Source organism: Shewanella sp. TB7-MNA-CIBAN-0143 (genome assembly GCF_040310065.1).
Taxonomy (GTDB): Bacteria; Pseudomonadota; Gammaproteobacteria; order Enterobacterales; family Shewanellaceae; genus Shewanella.
On sequence record NZ_JBEOPL010000001.1, the window covers coordinates 1 to 18,477 of the forward strand.

Genomic DNA, 18,477 nt, shown 5'->3' on the forward strand with positions numbered 1-18,477 from the left:
GAATAGACGAATAGACGAATAGACGAATAGACGAATAGACGAATAGACGAATAGACGAATAGACGAATAGACGAATAAACGAATAGACGAATAAACAGATGAACCAGTAAGCGGATGTTTGGGTTGTTCACATGGTGATTCAATCGTGTTTGTTACCTCAATTTCAGGCTACTTAACTTCCCACCTATAAAGATGTGTTTGAGGTGATATATTCGTGATGGTGTAATTATCTTAGGTGTTACAAAGGGTAATTAACCATTTTTAGTATATGGGGATGTGTAAGTTTACAAGCCACTGGTGAGTTAAAAGTGATTATGTTTGAATTTTTTTGATGTGTGGATATGGGTAATTAAATAGCTAATTATAGTGAAGTTGGGGTAAGCCATTAACAGGGTTATAGTTTATCGCTAAAGTGAGTATATATGCACGGAAAGTAACTGGTAGCAATCCCTACTTTGGTATAACACCCGGTTGCTTGACCTAGAAAGCTAACTGAAACAAACTCGACATTGAATATATTCCTATAAATAATTGGATGACAATAATATGCTGATTTTCCTCATTTGTATCGGGCTACTATTGCTCGGGTACAAGTTTTACAGCCCGTTCGTTGAGCGACAAGCAGGTATTGACCCTAAAGTTAAAACCCCTCAAGAACGATTTAATGATGGCGTTGACTATGTACCCGTTCATCCGGTTAAAGCGTTCTTAATTCAATTTCTTAATATCGCCGGTGTCGGACCGATATTTGGGCCAATTTTAGGTGCATTATATGGCCCGATAGCACTGGTTTGGATTGTGATTGGTAATGTACTCGGTGGCGCAGTTCACGATTACTTCTCTGGTGTAATGAGTATAAAAGAAGACGGTAAAAGTTTACCTGAAATTGCTGGCCATTATTTCAATGTGTACTTTAAAGGTGCCATGTTGATATTTACTGCCATGCTACTCTTCTTCGTTGGTGTAGTATTTATCATGAGCCCAGCAGGGCTGTTAAGTAACTTAGATTATTTTAAAGACACTTTTTTGAGTAATAATACCTTTTGGGTATTACTGATTTTGGGTTATTACTTTCTCGCGACGTTGTTACCAATCGATAAAATCATTACCAAACTGTATCCAGCATTTGGTTTATTAATGATTGTGATGACAACCTCTATTGCTGTTGCATTGCTAATCCATGCGCCGCAACTACCGACTATTGACAGTATCTTTGCTTATTTTGATCATAGCCATTATAACAATGACTTATTAGAGCCGAACCCAAGTGGGCTACCTGTATGGCCATTATTGTTTGTCACTATTACCTGTGGCGCAATCAGTGGATTCCATTCAACTCAAGCACCGATTATGGCGCGTTGTTTAACTAACGAAAAATACATTCGTCCAGTTTACTATGGTGCCATGGTAGCAGAAGGTGTCGTGGCATGTGTGTGGGCTACTGCAGGTATTGCGGCTTTCCCTGGTGGTTATATCGAACTTAAGAGTGTTCTCGATATAGGCGGTCCTGGTATGGTTGTTAACCAAGTGGCGACCACTTACCTAGGTGTAGCAGGTGGTGTTATGGCGATTATCGCGGTTGCGGTTTTCCCTATTACCTCTGGTGACACTGCGTTTAGAGCATTACGTTTAACTATTATCGATGCGTTTAAAATTCCGCAAAGTGTCAGAAACCGTTTACTGGTTGCCATTCCGATTCTGATTATTGCTTATTTTATGACTAAGATTGACTTCACCCTAATCTGGCGTTATTTCGCATTCTCAAATATGTTGCTCTCAACTAGCGTATTGTGGCTTGCGACTAAGTATTTGTTTGATCGTGGTACCTTCCATTGGATTGTCAGCATTCCAGCGATTATTGGTACTTGTGTGACTGTGTCGTACATCATGACTGCAGGTATTGGTTTTGGTTTGCCGCAACAGCTGAGCCAGCCAGTGGGTATTGTTGTAGGTGTAATATGTCTTATTGCGCTGATTATTGCGCACAATAAACGCAAAGTGATTACTACTCAGTAAGCTAATGATTGTGGTAATTGTTAATTAATAGAAGGGCTGCATTGTGCAGCCCTTTTTGTTGCCCATTTGAAAATGTAAATTAATGACCAATGCGGTCCAGTTTCTGAATCAGTTCTATTTTTATATCGTTAGGTGTTTGACTGTGCCAGTAGCCACTTACGTAAGCAAACAGCGGTAACATAAACATTATAGTCAGTAACACAATGAGTAACCCTCTGGCAGAAAGCGGAATGCCATTACGAGTGCTAAATTGCAACGCCTGTTTTTTAGGGCAAGCAGATACACAACGCATGCAAGCTTGGCATTCGTCTGAGTGGATATTTTTTTGAGTATGCACCGATATATTGGCAGGACAAGCACGGGTGCACTTATCACAACTCATGCCTTTAGTTTCAATTAAACAATGCTGAGTATTACGGCGAATTTTAAACGGACTTAGAAAACTTACAATACCTAGCAATGCGCCATAAGGGCAAATGTAACGGCAAAAACCTTGGCGACGCCATGCTGCTAAGGCAAAGATCATTCCAAAACCGATTAAGGCAACCATTGACGGCATCATAAAAAATACTGCCATTTTTAAGTCAGCCACTTTGTGGTAATTACCTGATAGGTAGTGTGGAATGCTTGCCGATGGCATAGAAATAACCAAATAAAGCAGTGCCGCTAATAATAGGTATTTAACCATTCTGAGTGGCCAGTCTACCCACGCAGGCGGTAATAACTCTGCGTGAATAACACGTTTTCTCAGTTTATAAAGATACTCACCGGCTAATCCTAACGGACAAGCCCAACCACAAAATGCTCGTTTACACACTACACCAGTGATCAATACGACACATAACATCACTACCGCAGCAGGGTGGTTTTGATCCCACAGTCCGAGAGTTAAAATAGCTTTGAGCTCTATGCCGCCCGCAATAGGCAAAAATGCATCACCGACATCCGGTCTCATTAACCAGGGGGTTTCTCCGGCATACAATAATCCTGCATTGATGGCATATTGCACGCCAACCAATAACATCGAAAGGGCAAAGAAATGTTGGCAAATCTCACGTACAGCATTGGGTCTGCCTTCTGCATTGGCAAACGCAGGTTGATATTGCCCTATTGCGGTAACAACTAATACCGCGCCCAACAATATAAGTAAAAGTGGCCAGAAAAAGCTAGCAAGAGTCGCGCCGAGCAATAATGCCCCGCTGACCAATGCGCCCCATTTTTTGCCACCCCAATACAGTAAGCTGGTGCTATATACCAAGGCTAGCATTAAAGTGATTGATTCAATTGTACTCATAGAGGATGCCTACAGTGTTTTATTTTCTATCAATAATGATAAAAGTTCTGCTTAAGGGCTAATGTGAGAGGAGTCACCAAAGCCAATAATTGATTTCTAAATATATGATCTACATTGATTTGTTTACTTTATGTAAACATTGTTAAGCAGTGTGTGAACTAAGTGTTTTCACTCTGTTGTCATGAACTTGTCTTAATTACTGGTTACCTTATTAAGATCATTTTTGTGACCGTAAAAAGTGGCTAATGGCTAAGTTTTCTTTTGAGCATTCTTTCGAGATCGACACCTTAAAGCGCTTAATTGCCCAGCATCAGCATCAATTTAGGCATAAGTCCCTGGCGAATTTATATTATCGTGGTGAAAAATTATCGGTAACCGCCATTGAGCTTGGGCAACAACAGCAACCTTGCCCTACGGTGTTATTTGTTGGTGGGGTGCATGGTGTGGAGCGTATTGGTGCACAAGTGGTGTTGGCCTTTTTAGACAGCTTACTCAATCGACTACCTTGGGATACTCATTTACAGCAATTACTCAAACACGTGCGTCTAGCTTTTGTACCTGTGGTGAATCCGGTAGGCTTTTTGCGTGGTAGCCGAGGCAATGGCAACAATGTTGATTTAATGCGTAATGCACCGATTGATTCAGACGAAGACGTGACCTTTCTTGTTGGTGGTCAGCGACTCTCGCCGCGCTTGCCTTGGTACCGTGGTCAAAATGGTATGGAGCTAGAAACCCAAGCATTAGTAAACTATGTGCAACAATTACAGCAACAAAGTAGCAGTGTTATTGCCTTAGATGCTCATTCTGGTTTTGGTTTGCTAGACCATCTGTGGTTTCCTCATGCGCATACTCGGCAACCGTTTGCAGGCATAGGTTATATTTATCATTTAATGCAATTATTCGAAAAAGGTTACCCTCACCACGGCCATTATCGGTTAGCGCCACAAAGTCATTTTTATCGGACTCATGGCGATATTTGGGATTACTTAGTGGCGAGTAATATCAGCGAAAAACCGTTTATTCCATTAACGTTAGAAATGGGCTCGTGGGCCTGGGTGCGTAAAAATCCACGTCAACTATTTAATTTCCCCGGCTATTTTAATCCGCAGAAAACACATCGACATCAACGTATTTTAAGGCGTCACGTGGTATTAATGCAGTTCATTATCGATGCAGCTTATGCACAAATTATTGAACAAATAAAGCCTAAACAGCTGACGCAGTTGACTCAACAAGCGAATCGCTTCTGGACTAAAAAAAGCTAAGTGAGGATAAACGATGACCACCTTGGTTTTGCTTAGAGGATTAATGCGCGATAGCCGCCATTGGTATGGTTTTGATCAGCGTTTAGCTCAACAAGCGGTGAATGTTATTAGCGTCGATTTACCGGGTAACGGCCTGTTAGTTAATCAGTCTAGCCCTGGTGAAATGCAGGATTATTGTGATGCGGTGTGGCAACAAATCGATGACGCCTTGCTAAAACAGGGCATGCTACCAAGCCAAGTTAAGTTAGTATTGGTTGGGTTGTCTATGGGAGGAATGTTGGCCTTAACGATGGCGGCGCAGTGTCGCTCGCGAGTTCAGCATGTGGTGTTAATTAACAGCAGTGCGGCCAACTTGTCACCTTGGTATAAACGATTCCAATGCTTGGAGTTAATGAGGTCATTGGGGGCTGTGTTCACTCGGGCTTTACGCGCCAGCTTGTCGAACAGTATTGATACAGACAAAAGTCATTGGCTAGAGGCAACGGTATTAGATTTTACCAGCAGGCATTTTGGCCAGAGTATTGACGTGATTAATGCTTGGAGCATACTGAGATTGCAATGCCATACATCATTTATTAATGGGCTACGCCAATTGTACGCCTCAGCCCGTTTTCACTGTCCAGTATTGAATGACATACCGGTTAGCGTGATTGTCGCTAATCAAGACAAACTTGCCCATCCAAAATGTAGCGAACAGTTAGCGGTATTTTATCAAACACAATTACACAAAATAGACGACTGTGGTCACGATGCCAGCCTTGATCAACCACAACAATTACAACAATTATTACTGGATATTATTCGTTAGGGCCTATTCATTAGGGCCTATTCGTTAGAGCTTATTCAGTAGGACTTATCCATTAGGGCTTATAGAGTAGTGCTTCTTAAATAGAAAGTACTGAATCGAGAGTATTAAACAGAGAGTATTAAACAGAGAGTACTAATTTGAAAGTACTAATTTGAAAGTGCTAATTTGAAAGTGCTAAATAGTGGCGATTACTCATTCAATCACATAATCATTCAATTTAGCTTGCTTGCCATTTTTTAATGTCTTGCTGCCAAGCATTGGCGGTAAAGTCGATAAAGGCTCTGACGACGGTTTGCTGGTAGCTGCGCGACAAATAAACCGCCCACAACGTCTTACCCGGCGCAGTGGTGTTGGGCAGCACTTCAAGCAATTCACCTTGTTCAAGATAGTGATTAGCTAAATCGGTCGGCAAGCACACAATACCATTGCCGCGTAATGCCGCATTGATTAATACACCCATGTCATTGGCCTGTAAATTACCGCTCACATCAAGTAAACAGGTTCGAGACTCATCGATTATCTCCCAACGTGGTTGGCTCGAGTGGCGTAAACAGTTGTGTTGTAATAAGTCATTAGCTGACAATATGGTCGAATGTTTGGCGAGATAGTCAGGGGATGCGCAAACCACATTGTCGATATGCATTAAGCGTCTGGCGATTAAGCTTTCATCAGGCTGGTGGGTATAACGCAGCGCAATATCGACTCTGTCATTCACCAATTGCGAGACATTATCCGACAGTAACAGCTGAATATTAACCTGAGGATGTTGCTGGCAAAAAGCCTCAACTACGTCATACAGTTTGTGTTGCCCAAGTCCAATGGGCGAGGCGATACGAATACTGCCAACCAGTTCATTATTGTGGCTGTTGGCGCGACTTTCCATCGCCGTCACTTCACTTAAAATCCGTTGGCAGTAATTAAGCGCTTCTTCGCCCTGTAGGGTGAGGCTAACTCGGCGAGTCGTGCGATGTAATAATCGCAACGCTAACCATTGTTCAACTTCTTTGATATGGCGCGACACTTGTAAACGGCTTAAGCCAAGTTGCTCGGCCGCTTGGGTAAAGCTGCCACAACTGGCCACTTCAACAAAGCTGCGTATAGCAGATATTTTGTCCATAAAATCATCCTGTCGCGACAGCTAAAGGTTATAAGTTTTCTATATTTTCCAATAGGCTATCGGCTTTGTTAATAATGGCCTGTTGCGTGTGCACATCCATTTTTTGCCAGTTTTTATATACCATTGCCATGCGAGGGTTACGTTTAAATTGGTCTTGATGCCGCTGAATAAAATGCCAATATAAACTGTTGAATGGGCAGGCGTTATGTTCTGTCTTGAGTTTGACATTGTAATGGCAGCTTTTGCAATAGTCGCTCATTTTGTTTAAATAGTTACCGCTGGCGGCATAAGGTTTTGTGGCCACAATTCCGCCGTCAGCAAATTGAGTCATCCCGCGCGTATTGGGCATTTCGACCCATTCGATGGCATCAATGTAAATGCCTAAATACCAGTGGTCGACTTCATCTGGATTGATACCCGCGAGTAAACTAAAGCAGCCAGTCACCATCAATCTTTGAATATGGTGGGCATAGGCATAATCGAGCGACTGTTTTATGGCGTGGTGCATGCAATTCATCTTGGTGTTGGCGGTCCAAAAATACCCTGGCAGCGGCCGCTGTGCTTGTAAGGCATTTTTAGTGGCGTAGTTGGGCATATTGCACCAATAAATACCGCGGACATATTCACGCCAGCCAAGTATTTGCCTAACAAAACCTTCAACTTGAGCCAGTGAAATATCATGTTGATGCGCTTGCCAATGCGCGATGACTTTATTAATCACTTCACTGGGGGAAATAATTTTAGCGTTAAGCGCAAACGATAGCCTTGAATGATATAAGCTCCAATCCGCACGGCTATTTTCGGTCATCGCATCTTGGAAATGACCAAAGCGGATCAATAAGTGCTGGCAAAAATAGTCGAGTAACTCACGCGATTGGCGTCGATTCACTGGCCATAACAATTGGCTTTCTGCCTTGCCTATGGTGTTGATGTTATGGCGCTTAAGGCGGGCTAAAATATCACTGACATCGTTAGCAAATACCAAGGGCGCAGGAACATCAGCAAGGTCATTCTTTTTAAAGCTCGCACGGTTTTGCTGGTCAAAATTCCACTGGTCACCTAATGGTTCACCCTCTTGCATTAATACATTAAAGCGTTTGCGCATGCGTCGATAAAAAAACTCCATTTTCACATGTTTATTCGGTGTGAATTCGCGCTGAATATCGTCAAATGGCAGTAAGAAATGTTCTGTGTCATAGCTGTTTTTAGTCACCTTTGGCAGTGCGAGTTCACTCAATTGTTGCGCTAAGCGATATTCATCAGGCTGTTGATATTCAAATATCGTCAGTTGCTGGGTTGTGGTGATATTTTCAAGTAATGCAGGGAGATCTGCATAGTGCTGGGTGTCATCTAATGTTAGGTACATCACTTGATGACCACTCTTGGCTAAGGCCTGTGCAAATTGCGCCATAGAGGCAAAAAAGGCGCAGACCTTTTGCACATGATGAGTGACGTAGCTTGCTTCTTGTCCCAACTCGGCAATCAAATACACCACATTAGGATCGACTTGTTTAAACCAGGAGTGTGACGCATTAAGTTGATCGCCCAAGATGAGTCTCAATGTGCTGGTTTGCGGCAATAATGTTGGTGAAACATGGGTGTAAAGCGTCGTCATGGTGATTACCTTTATTCAGATTTATGTCGGCGACAGTGTTCAGAACAATATTTAACGTTGTCCCAATCTTTGGCCCATTTTTTACGCCATGCAAAAGGGCGTTGGCATACCAAACAGATTTTATGGGTTAAATGCGGTTTTTTATGTGTCATGGCGAGCCTTCTTCTGTTTGGGCTTTGGGCGTACATGACGGATTAATACCGCAGAAATATGCTGTTTAACTTGAGGTTGTTCGCGATACGACCATAAACGATCGCGGGCAGTTTGTGATGCTTGAGTTAAATCAATCATTGGCTCTGGATAGTCTCGACCTAAGATAATGTCGTTAAAAATCGCTTCCATAGGCGGTTGTTGCCAAGGTTGATGAATATACTCATTGGGTAAATTGGTGAGCTCTGGGCACCACAATCGAATAAACTCACCGCGTGGGTCTTGGTCCTGTGACTGCTTTACGGGGTTATATAACCTTATGGTGTTAATACCTGTGACCGAGGCTTGCATTTGCAGTTGCGGATAATGGATGCCGGGTTCGAAATCGAGAAAATAATTGGCTAGCGGTAAGCTGGCATGCTGCCAGGCAATATTGAGATGGTGAGTCACAAAGCTGACTAGCATGGCGCGCATTCTAAAGTTGATATAGCCGGTTTTTTTTAAACAACGCATACAGGCATCGATAATAGGGATCCCCGTTTGGCCGTCAGCCCAGCGTTGAATATCTTGCTGCACTTTGTCGTCGGTACGGTAGGGATAATCAACATACCCAGGGTTAACCGGGGTAAATTCCATGCTGCATTGGCTTTCAAATTTTTGCATAAAATGGCAATGCCAATGTAAACGAGACATCATCGCCAATAACGGTTTTCTCCACGCTTTATTGCTGGTTTGCACCTGGTTATAACGTGTTAATGTCGCTTGATATACCTGCTTTAGACTGATGTTTCCCCATGCTAAATAAGGCGATAAGCGTGAACAATGAGTCCGACTTAAGCTCGGGCTTGAAATGCTGCGTTGATAGTCTTTACCCCGAAGGGTTAAAAAACTGCTCAGTATTGTTCTGGCTGCTTTGGGGCCACCTATTTGAAACTGACCATGGTGTGTAATGATGGCATGATCAAGAGTCGGCTCTTGATAGTTATCGAGTTTTTGTAACTGACATTGTTGCCAGTTGGGGATGGCAATAGGGCTGTTCATTACTTGTTGCCAGTGCTGATCCCATGCCTGACGATTTTTTCGGCCGCGAACTACAGCTCCAGTAGGCGACTGCTGCCAATTAACTTGCTGTTGATTACACCAGCGAGCAACCGTTTTATCGCGTTCAAAGCTGTTGTGTAAACCTATCTCTTGATGACTATAAATATTCTTAATTTCAAATGTTTGGGATATCTCATCTAGTAAGTCAATCATCGGCATACTGAACATATACACCTGTCCGTTAAATCGGAGCAGTTGTTGATTCATATCTTGCAGCGACTGCCACACAAAGCGCCAATGGCGTTCATTATAATGCGAGTCAGCCAGCATAAATGGCTCAAAGGTGTAAATGAGCAAGCAGGGTAAATTGTGGTTAAACGCATCGACGAGCGGTTGATGATCAGACAAGCGCAAGTCGCGTTTAAACCAGACAATATTAATAGCTTGTTTGATTGTGTCGGGCATGGCGCCAAAATCTCATGATGAATGAGCCATTAGATACGCACTAGCCTGCGGTTTAGATTGCTTTTAAGGACACAATTACGTAATGATTTTACATCTTACTTTGTATCTTTAAATGAAACAATTAAGCGCAATTATCGATATTTATCTCTAAAAGATTACCCACTAAACTAGCTCCATTGATAATTAATAGAGCGAGACACAAAATGAAATTAGCAGTATTAGGCGCAACAGGTTGGATTGGTGGCACTATCATGCAACAAGCGATAAGCCGAGGCCATGAAGTGATTGCCGTAGTGCGCGACGCCAGCAAAGTCACTCAAGATGTGGCCGTACGTACGCTTGATTTAACCACGATGACAAGCGATGCCATCGCTAGCGCATTTGCCGATGTTGATGTTGTTATAGCGTCAATCGGTGGCCGCACCGCACAAAACCATGAAGTAGTTTCTCAAACCGCTAAGCAATTATTGCAACACTTGCCTAAAGCGGGCACGCCGCGTTTGTTATGGGTTGGCGGTGCAGGTAGTTTAGAAGTCGCACCAGGCGTGACGTTAGTGTCAACACCAGAGTTTCCTGCAGATTATAAAGCCGAAGCCATCGCCCAAGGTGAGGCACTAGCTGTGTTCCGTGATACAGATTCTGCTATCGAGTGGACTTATGTTAGCCCCGCAGCGATTATTTTCCCTGGCGAGTCAGAAGGCCAATACCGTATGGGCGGCAACGAATTTTTTACCGATGCACTAGGCCAAAGCCGAGTATCAGTAGTGGATTATGCCAAAGCCATGCTTGATGAAGCCGAAAATGCTAAGCATGTTAATCAACGTATTAGCGTTGCTTACTAAGTGATATTGGGTAGGTGACTAATCGAAACAGGCCTAAACGGTCTGTTTTTTTTATGCTTGTGGATGTAAAAGGTCTGGATGAGGATTAAAATATGGCGAGATAAGCTGTTTTGAATAAATTTACTTAATTTAAAAATACTATAGCTTCTGTTCTATTTTCTTTTCGGTTACAAGTCTCAGTTTTGGAATGATGGCGTTTACTGTCCACGCTTCAATTTGTCTATCTGGTGAATGCTGTAAAGATGCAAATAGAAAAATAAAACATACAAAATATTGGAATGCTCTCTTAGGTCGAATGTCTGTTTTATTGACCTTAAATAGAATGCTAAGCATCTCAATCGTTTTAGCCAATTCTTCTTTTTTAGTCGCATATTTCAACAAATTTAAGCCTTAACCTTCTGTTAACTTTATTGTTATTTTGACTTTTTTTTAGAATATAGAATGTATAACGCTGCACTGCAATAAATACATTGTTGCTTCGCAAAGCAGATCAACATAGAAAAATTATTATAAATTAATAGTTTTACTCTGTACAGCATGTAAGGTGTTGCAAGTATTTAGTCATAACGGCCGATAATTAATAAAGTTAAATATATAGATAATCTTAATTCTGTTTGCTTGTTTAATTTCTTGAATATTGTTATTTAATATGCTGATGCCAAATAGTTACTTTGCCAAAAGCCAAATAGTTAACGATTAAAATACAAATAAATGCTAAAGCTAGTGGAATTAAATTTACTTCAGTGAACACGACCCAATTCGCGATAGAACCTGTTATCATCATCCAGCTAAATAATGCCAAAGCTAACAATGCAACAAAACTAATTACATTTAACAACCGTTTAATTACAGCTAGCATAGATGACTCCACTGGAAATCATATAACGCGTAGTACATGATGTCGGTCTGGTTGCGCTTGTTAGGCATTACTATCCTATTTGCTTATTAAGGGAGGGTAGTTTTCCATGTTTTTTAATATGAGCAGTATGAAGGTAAACCTCAATAAATGAGACTAAGTCAGGATCAGATATTGTAGCAACTCCTAACAAAGATTTCCCCGACGCTATAGACTCAATTTCGTCTACTGAAGTGCTACAGCGAAATCCATGCTTTGGATAAACTTTGTTACCATCAGAGAGCGTAACTGGAGTTTTCACATGATCCCAAATTCTGTGATGTAAACTAGCTGCTTTACCAATATAGAATATCTCACCATTAGGCCTTGCAAAAAAATATACTCCACTATACGATCCGATATTATCTCCTGTCACTAGCATTCCCATATTATTTGGATTTGACCAATTCCCTATATTTGCATCTACTTGTTCGAGAGGAAAATTTATTTCCACACCATCAAAAAAAACTGGCAGTTTAGTGCTTATCTCGCGGATTAAAATATATATTTCTGAAATATTCATCCACTCTCCTGGATGAGACGCCTTGCTAGCAGTTTTTTTGCGTATGACTAATGGAACACTAGCCCACTCATTAAATTCATTTTTTACGGGTAAAACTCTTATTAATGCCTGAATAGGAAATGAAACTTCATTAACTATTGTTGAAGAATACTCCGCTATTGATTGAATCCCTGATGCAAAATATTCCCCATTTACCAGCAAAGCAAACTTATTGCCTTTTTCGTCTTTTACATAAAAATATATTTTTTCAGACACTAGTTCTTTTGGTGTCTTTTGTGACTTTTTGGGCTCACCTAATATAGTTAAAGTGTACTTATTTATCTTCAAAGTTATTTTGCTAATTGAGATAGTTCTAAATTTAGTGAGGTCATAAATTTAGTGGGGGCAAGGTAAGATTTTGTAAAAAGTCAATTGAAACAATGGCTTTTATAAAGCGTTTATGTCCAAAAACGAGCTGGTCTCTGCTTGACAATGTCTAAATTCAACTCTGAACTTGAGGTCGTTGAAGAAAATAGCGTGAGCCTGACAGGACGTCAGGCTAGCTTTCGCGGTACAGGATGTACCATCGGAAGCGTTAGCATTTTCGAATAAGGCTGAAGAACACTAAGACGAAGTTAAAAGCTGGATCAATTTCCGTCGCAATTTTTTCGCTGCTGTTGTTTGGTTAAAAAGCGAAAATGTTGCCGGAACGGCAGGGGTGATCCAAGAGGGGATTGCTGTTGATCCCCTTTTGGCCCGTGCAGGGTGGAACCTTGCGATCTTAATTCAAACGAAGTTTGAAAAATAGGTATGGTGAAGCGTCACGACGTTAGTGGCCGAAGGCCATACTCAACCAAGAATCGCTTTATGAATTATCCCATTGATGACAAAACTCAATAAAGCTTTTTAACAGCGGGCTGTGATATTTTTCTTTGTGAACCACCAACCAAAACGGTCGCTGCATATTAATATGATTCCCCTTAATTGGAGAATCAAGCTGAGTCACACGTCCATCGTTAATCGCATATTGTGCCGCCAAAGCAGATAAACACCCTAAGCCAAGTCCGGCGGCGACACTGTTAATTAATGCCTCAGTAGTGTTAAGTTCAAACACTTCATGCCACGATTCTATTTGCGGCGCGATAGTGCGCAAAAAAAACTCTCTCGAGCCAGAACCTGCCTCACGTAATATCCACTCACTTTGCTCTAAATCGTTAAACGTCCATTGTGCCTGCAGACTTATGGGTAAATGAGGCGCAGCGATAATACACATTTCATCATGGCTAAACTGACTGGCGATGAGTTCTGGGTGATGACTTTTACCCTCAATCAAGCCAATGTCTAGCTCGTAATCCAGTAGTTTTTGGCAGATTAGACGTGAATTGGAAATCACCACGCTTTGTGAAAAATGTTGATGTTGCTGACGAAAATGGCTCAATAACCCGGGTACAACATGATTACCTAAGGTGTCACTGGCACCTATTTTCAATTGACCCGTAAAAGCGTGGTCTGCATCAAACAATTGACTGATATTATTTGCTCTACTAAGCAGCTCATCGGCCAGTGGTAATAGCTTGTGTCCTTCTTGATTCAGCACCAAGCGATTATTGACCCGATCAAATAGCGGGTGACCCAGTTGTTTTTCGAGTTCAGCCAGTGCCATGCTCACCGCGGCTTTAGACAAATACAGCGCCTCGGCTGCAGCTGTTAAGGTTTTATGTTGGGTAACACTGGTAAACACGTTGAGCTGCTTTAATGAAATGTACATAGCGCCGCTTAGTTTGATATAGAGTGAGTTTGAAATAGCATTAGTTTGATGGTTATAAAGTTAATGTGAACGGTTTTATCTTCATCGTTATTGTTATGATCGATATTTCGTTCAGATTTTCTGAACGTATGTTTCATATAATTGGATATATATAAACAAAGTGCAAGCGTAATATAAGCTTATTCTCTGATGGGTTGTTTTGAGGTTGTAATGATTCGAGCAGTAAAACAAACACTAACGACTGTTCCAACCCCTATGGCTGGATTAGCGTTGGGTATTGCAAGTTTAGGTTGGAGTTGGGAACTCCTAGTTGATTTCCATCATTATAGTCAGTGGGCAGGGGCTGTAATCGCAAGTGTATTATTACTGATTTTAAGTGCTAAATTTTTATTACATTCACATTTATTACGTCAAGATCTCGCTCATCCAGTCGTTGGTAGCGTGGTACCTACTTTTGCAATGGCGTTAATGGTGGTGTCGAATTCGCTGGGTTATGCCTCGGCACTCGCAGGTGATTTATTATGGTCATTTGCCGTTTTGCTACACATCGGTTTTTTGGTCGGGTTTATTTATCATCGCAGTAAGCAATTTTCTCTGCATCATATGGTGCCGAGTTGGTTTATTCCTCCTATTGGTATTGTGGTGGCAGATGTGTCGTTTTCAGGCAATATTCATCTCGCGTGGGTTGCTCATACCGCGCTGATTTTTGGCATGTTAAGTTATGCCATAATGTTACCGATGATGATTTATCGTCTTATATTTACAGAACAAATCCCTGATGCAGCCAAACCAACCTTAGCGATTTTAGCGGCGCCAGCCAGTTTATCTTTGGCGGGTTATTTAACCGTAATTGAACAACCATCGCCGGTCATTGTTGGATTATTATTTGGTATTGGAGTGTTAATGACTGCAATTATCTATTTGTGTTTTTTCAAACTGATGCGTTTACCTTTTAGTCCTGGTTATGCCGCGTTTACGTTTCCGATGGTGATTGGGGCAACGGCATTATTTAAGATGTCTGTTTGGATGGAAAGTGTTGGCATGGCTGCGGAATATGTACAGCAAATTAATGCATTAGCTGAGTTTGAATTGCTTGTCGCTACCGTGGTTGTCAGTTATGTTTGTCTGCGATATCTGCATTTTTATCAACCGAATAGAGTCTTGGTGGCTAATCCATAAATGAGCGTATATGACCCCAGCAATTGAGATAGCAAAAAAGCATAAAATAGATTTTGAAGTACATGAATACCACCATGATACTAATAGTGAATCTTATGGTTTAGAAGCAGCGCAAAAACTGGGCGTGCCAACGGAACAAGTGTTTAAAACCTTGGTGGTGAGTTTAGATAATCAAGCGCTGGTGGTTGGGGTTGTGCCAGTGTCGTCGATGTTGAGTATGAAGTTAATCGCGAAAGCCGCAGGCGCAAAAAAAGCCCGCATGGCAGAGGCATTAGTCGTTGAGCGTTCTAGCGGTTATGTACTGGGTGGAGTGAGCCCATTAGGGCAAAAAAAACCTCTGCCGACAGTTATCGATATTTCTGCACAGCAGCATCAACGTATCTACATTAGCGCCGGCAAAAGAGGCGTAGATATTTCGTTAAGCCCTGCTGATTTACAACGGTTATTGAACGCCACGTTTGCTGATATTTGTGCCCAACGTTAATGTCTATTTGCCGTTAACTGGCCGATGAGATTGTTAGCTTAATGACCATTGTCAGCAAGCAATACGCAGCCAACATTTCGCAGCCAATAATTTTCTACAAAGAGTTTGCTATAAAAGGTTAGCTATAAAGAGATCGCCGTAAACATTTGCCGTAAACAATTCACCTCAAACAATTCATCTCAAACATTTTATCGTAAAATATCTGCTCTTAAACAAGTTCGTCTCAAAAGAGTGAGTCTCAAATCATTAGTTTCAAAAGAATGAGTGTTGAACTATTCAAGTTCAAACTCTAGGTTTTACCTTCGTTCAATAACACCCTTCATTATCAATTTATTTTGGCTTTAAACTCTGCTTGGGTATTGAGATTAGCTTTTTGATACCAATAATCGAGCATTCTACTGATTTCTGCTTGGGTGATATCTTCAGTTTTATTAACCTGAGTGTTAGCGGTATTGTTACTTGCGGTAACCTCTGCCGTTTTTGTGACTGGTACTGGCGCTACTGGCGCTACTGGTACTATTGGTACTACTGGTGCAATTGGCGCTGCAGTAGCTGTTTTTTTGTTGATAGGTTTAGCTGATGCAATTGCAGCTATGGCGCCAGATTCATTATATTGTGCGATCTCTTGAGCAAAATCACGGCCAATTTGTAAGCCTGATTTCATCAGTTTATCTTGAGTAAATACAATGCTTTTACCTGCATGGTCGGTTAACGTTATAGTGGGTTGATCATTAAATTGATTGGCGCGTGAGGCAGAGTTAATGGTCGGCAATGTGAGTTGGTAGTTTTGCTCGCTGGCTTGAAAACGCAAGATAACAACATCAGAAACAAAATTATTTTGGCTGCCATTATCGCGATAACGGGCTTGATAGCGAAAAGCGATTTGTTGCATGTTATCGGGCATGCTTAAGTCCAGTTTTACACTAGATTGCTGTTGTGATGCTTTACCGTTAACTAATACCGTTTCGACTCTGTCTGGCAGTTGTAAACTGGCGGCGATGCCCATAGGGCTAAGAGTAAGACAAAGTAACGCGATGATATGACGCATAGTATGTTATTCCATTGATGTTGATGAACAATATTGTGTGTTATGTGTAAGCACAATAATTGCTTAATTGCTTAATTGCTTAATTGCTTAATTTCCTAATAGCTTAAGTGGTAATAAATGCTGGTCGGTAATGCTCTGGCAGTTCAAAGGTTTTTAGCGTGTTGCTTAATGGGCAAACAAAACGGAAAAAACACGATGTCAGTGCAAGGTCGGGCGAGTGCTCGCCGCCATTGCCATGCAAACGGTCGCCTACAACCGGGTGGCCTAAGCTAGCCATATGAATCCTAATTTGATGCTTACGGCCGGTGTCTATTTTTACCTGTACCTTGGATTGATTCAACTCTGAGTTGTAGGTCAGTAAGGTGGCGTGGGATAACGCCGGTTTATTATCGACCGGAGTATCAATGGTAACGGGATTGCTCGGAAACTCACCTTCAACAATCACTTGATAGTACTTTTCCAATTCGCGAGTTTCAAACAGCTTAGCAATAGCGGCAGCGGCTTTTTTACTGTGTCCCAATACTAATAAACCGGTAGCAGCACGATCTAGACGATGAATAATAAAGGCATTGCGCTGCGGCTGCATATTTAATTCAGCATAGCGATTAATGGTGGTGTGATCGCTCCACTTTGAGCCCTGGCAACGCATACCATAGGGCTTGTACCAAATGCTGTAGTCGCCTTCATCAAACAATAACTCTGCCGGTGTGACTTGTTCGTCTAAAATGTATTGATTGTAATAGAGATGCAGTTTGTCACCGGGTTGCAAAGGCTTTTTTGCACGGCGAATACGATTAGTTTGTTTACCATGGCTGTGCCAGATAGCACCTTTTTGCATAGCATCTTTCAATACTTGCTTGCTCAGGCTACTGGCTTGCGCCAAAAGCTCAATAGCGTCAGTACTGTGCTCGGTAATATCAATATGGTATTCGGTTTTATCAGCCATCATTTGGTTAACTCTAACAATGCAGTTTATCAGCAGTAAATAACGCTAAATGTTACCTTATTTAGCGCTTCAATGTTGATTAGTTAATGAAACTTTCTCTTCGCTTAAGTATCTATGTATCATCTGTCGTAAAGTTGTTTTAGCATAACGCGACAAAACACCATATCAATCTGGAGTAGGTAACTTGGAACACATCGTTTGGGATTTTGATCCTATATTAGTCTCGTTTATGGGATTAACCGTACATTGGTACGGCGCGCTTTTTGCGTTGGCTATAGCCACTGGTTTTCAGGTGATGAAGCACTTTTACAAAAAAGAAGGCTTAGATGTTGAGTCTCTTGATAACCTATTAGTGTATTGCGTTATTGGCATTATTGTTGGGGCTCGTTTAGCTCATTGTATTTTTTATGACCCTGGGTATTACTTTGCTCATCCGCTGAAGATATTTGCGATTTGGGAAGGCGGCCTTGCTAGCCATGGCGGCGGGTTAGGAGCGATATTGGGTCTGTATTTTTACCAACGTAAAGTGAAGTTACCGTTTTTGTTTTTACTCGATCGTTTAGCTATTGCGACAGCCATATTTGGCTTTTTTGTGCGTATGGCGAACTTTGCTAATTCAGAAATTTTGGGCGAACCCACTAATCAGCCATGGGGCATTATTTTTAAACGTATTGATATGTTGCCGCGCCATCCTGCGCAGTTGTATGAATCGTTTGCCTATTTATTAATATTTATCGGCTTATTCGCCATTTATAAATACACCAATATGAAGCAAAAACACGGCGCTATCTTTGGTTTGTTTTTGGTATTGGTCTTTACTGCGCGTATCGCGATTGAAAGCGTGAAAGTCAGCCAGGCGGCATATCATGAGTCAATGCTCAGTGCCGGCCAGTGGTTAAGTTTACCGTTTCTATTCGCGGGTATTGTGTTGCTGGTTATGGCTTACCGTAAACGCAGCTAATATGCTTACAAACTGAAAGTGATATCCAATAAAAACGTCCTATGGCTAATGCGATAGGACGTTTTTTTATGAGTAATCTGA

Annotated in this window: 17 protein-coding genes; 7 read left to right on the forward strand and 10 right to left on the reverse strand. The window is 41.6% G+C overall.

Features of this window, described 5'->3' with window-relative positions; translation table 11 throughout:
- The first annotated feature begins 546 nt into the window (after positions 1–546).
- On the forward strand, positions 547–2,016 hold the full coding sequence (locus AAEY97_RS00005) for a carbon starvation CstA family protein (protein WP_162022395.1): 1,470 nt from the start codon (positions 547–549) through the stop codon (positions 2,014–2,016).
- 79 nt (positions 2,017–2,095) lie between these two features.
- On the opposite strand, the gene AAEY97_RS00010 is transcribed toward AAEY97_RS00005, so the two are convergent.
- Positions 2,096–3,310, reverse strand: coding sequence for a 4Fe-4S binding protein (locus tag AAEY97_RS00010; protein ID WP_101085971.1), 1,215 nt, complete (start codon positions 3,308–3,310; stop codon positions 2,096–2,098).
- Positions 3,311–3,555: 245 nt separating this feature from the next.
- Here AAEY97_RS00010 and AAEY97_RS00015 point away from each other — a divergent pair, with 245 nt between their 5' ends.
- Both AAEY97_RS00015 and AAEY97_RS00020 read left to right on the forward strand, forming a co-directional pair.
- The gene (locus AAEY97_RS00015; RefSeq protein ID WP_192115609.1) at positions 3,556–4,575 is read left to right on the forward strand and encodes a DUF2817 domain-containing protein; all 1,020 of its coding nucleotides are present in this window, start codon (positions 3,556–3,558) and stop codon (positions 4,573–4,575) included.
- Positions 4,576–4,588: 13 nt separating this feature from the next.
- Positions 4,589–5,383, forward strand: coding sequence for an alpha/beta fold hydrolase (locus tag AAEY97_RS00020; protein ID WP_192115611.1), 795 nt, complete (start codon positions 4,589–4,591; stop codon positions 5,381–5,383).
- A 217-nt stretch (positions 5,384–5,600) separates the two neighbouring features.
- Here AAEY97_RS00020 and AAEY97_RS00025 read toward each other — a convergent pair whose 3' ends face one another.
- From AAEY97_RS00025 to AAEY97_RS00040, 4 genes are read right to left on the reverse strand one after another with little or no spacing between them, the layout of a single operon-like run.
- A complete protein-coding gene (locus AAEY97_RS00025) occupies positions 5,601–6,500 on the reverse strand; it encodes a LysR family transcriptional regulator (RefSeq protein ID WP_182745045.1) in 900 nt (299 codons plus the stop codon).
- A 28-nt stretch (positions 6,501–6,528) separates the two neighbouring features.
- Entirely contained in the window at positions 6,529–8,115 is a 1,587-nt protein-coding gene (locus tag AAEY97_RS00030) for a cryptochrome/photolyase family protein (RefSeq protein WP_192115616.1), read from the reverse strand.
- Between the two features lie 11 nt (positions 8,116–8,126).
- Positions 8,127–8,303, reverse strand: coding sequence for a DUF2256 domain-containing protein (locus AAEY97_RS00035; RefSeq protein ID WP_502959420.1), 177 nt, complete (start codon positions 8,301–8,303; stop codon positions 8,127–8,129).
- Positions 8,257–9,771 carry a cryptochrome/deoxyribodipyrimidine photo-lyase family protein gene (locus AAEY97_RS00040; RefSeq protein ID WP_192115620.1) on the reverse strand — a complete coding sequence of 505 codons (1,515 nt, stop codon included), beginning with the start codon at positions 9,769–9,771 and terminating at the stop codon, positions 8,257–8,259. The genes AAEY97_RS00035 and AAEY97_RS00040 overlap by 47 nt, the downstream gene beginning before the upstream one ends.
- A gap of 203 nt (positions 9,772–9,974) precedes the next feature.
- Here AAEY97_RS00040 and AAEY97_RS00045 point away from each other — a divergent pair, with 203 nt between their 5' ends.
- Complete coding sequence (locus tag AAEY97_RS00045; RefSeq protein WP_350995624.1) at positions 9,975–10,613, forward strand: NAD(P)-dependent oxidoreductase; 639 nt, start codon at positions 9,975–9,977, stop codon at positions 10,611–10,613.
- 640 nt (positions 10,614–11,253) lie between these two features.
- Here the strand turns inward: AAEY97_RS00045 and AAEY97_RS00050 are convergent.
- The 3 genes from AAEY97_RS00050 to AAEY97_RS00060 form a co-directional block, all read right to left on the reverse strand.
- Entirely contained in the window at positions 11,254–11,472 is a 219-nt protein-coding gene (locus AAEY97_RS00050; protein ID WP_350995626.1) for a hypothetical protein, read from the reverse strand.
- 70 nt (positions 11,473–11,542) lie between these two features.
- Positions 11,543–12,286: a GIY-YIG nuclease family protein gene (locus AAEY97_RS00055; RefSeq protein WP_350995628.1), complete on the reverse strand. Its 744-nt coding sequence runs from the start codon at positions 12,284–12,286 to the stop codon at positions 11,543–11,545.
- A 589-nt stretch (positions 12,287–12,875) separates the two neighbouring features.
- Complete coding sequence (locus AAEY97_RS00060; protein WP_350995631.1) at positions 12,876–13,778, reverse strand: LysR substrate-binding domain-containing protein; 903 nt, start codon at positions 13,776–13,778, stop codon at positions 12,876–12,878.
- Positions 13,779–13,988: 210 nt separating this feature from the next.
- Between AAEY97_RS00060 and AAEY97_RS00065 the strand changes: the two genes are divergently transcribed.
- The gene (locus AAEY97_RS00065; RefSeq protein ID WP_350979728.1) at positions 13,989–14,957 is read left to right on the forward strand and encodes a TDT family transporter; all 969 of its coding nucleotides are present in this window, start codon (positions 13,989–13,991) and stop codon (positions 14,955–14,957) included.
- A 10-nt stretch (positions 14,958–14,967) separates the two neighbouring features.
- A complete protein-coding gene (gene ybaK / locus AAEY97_RS00070; protein WP_162022404.1) occupies positions 14,968–15,441 on the forward strand; it encodes a Cys-tRNA(Pro) deacylase in 474 nt (157 codons plus the stop codon).
- 325 nt (positions 15,442–15,766) lie between these two features.
- On the opposite strand, the gene AAEY97_RS00075 is transcribed toward ybaK, so the two are convergent.
- Together AAEY97_RS00075 and AAEY97_RS00080 are read right to left on the reverse strand one after the other, a co-directional pair.
- Positions 15,767–16,489 (reverse strand): DUF2057 domain-containing protein, encoded by a 723-nt coding sequence (locus AAEY97_RS00075; protein WP_350995634.1) that lies wholly within the window; start codon positions 16,487–16,489, stop codon positions 15,767–15,769.
- 103 nt (positions 16,490–16,592) lie between these two features.
- Positions 16,593–17,438 (reverse strand): pseudouridine synthase family protein, encoded by an 846-nt coding sequence (locus tag AAEY97_RS00080; RefSeq protein WP_350995637.1) that lies wholly within the window; start codon positions 17,436–17,438, stop codon positions 16,593–16,595.
- 181 nt (positions 17,439–17,619) lie between these two features.
- Between AAEY97_RS00080 and lgt the strand changes: the two genes are divergently transcribed.
- A complete protein-coding gene (lgt, locus tag AAEY97_RS00085; RefSeq protein WP_101085954.1) occupies positions 17,620–18,396 on the forward strand; it encodes a prolipoprotein diacylglyceryl transferase in 777 nt (258 codons plus the stop codon).
- Positions 18,397–18,477 lie beyond the last annotated feature (81 nt).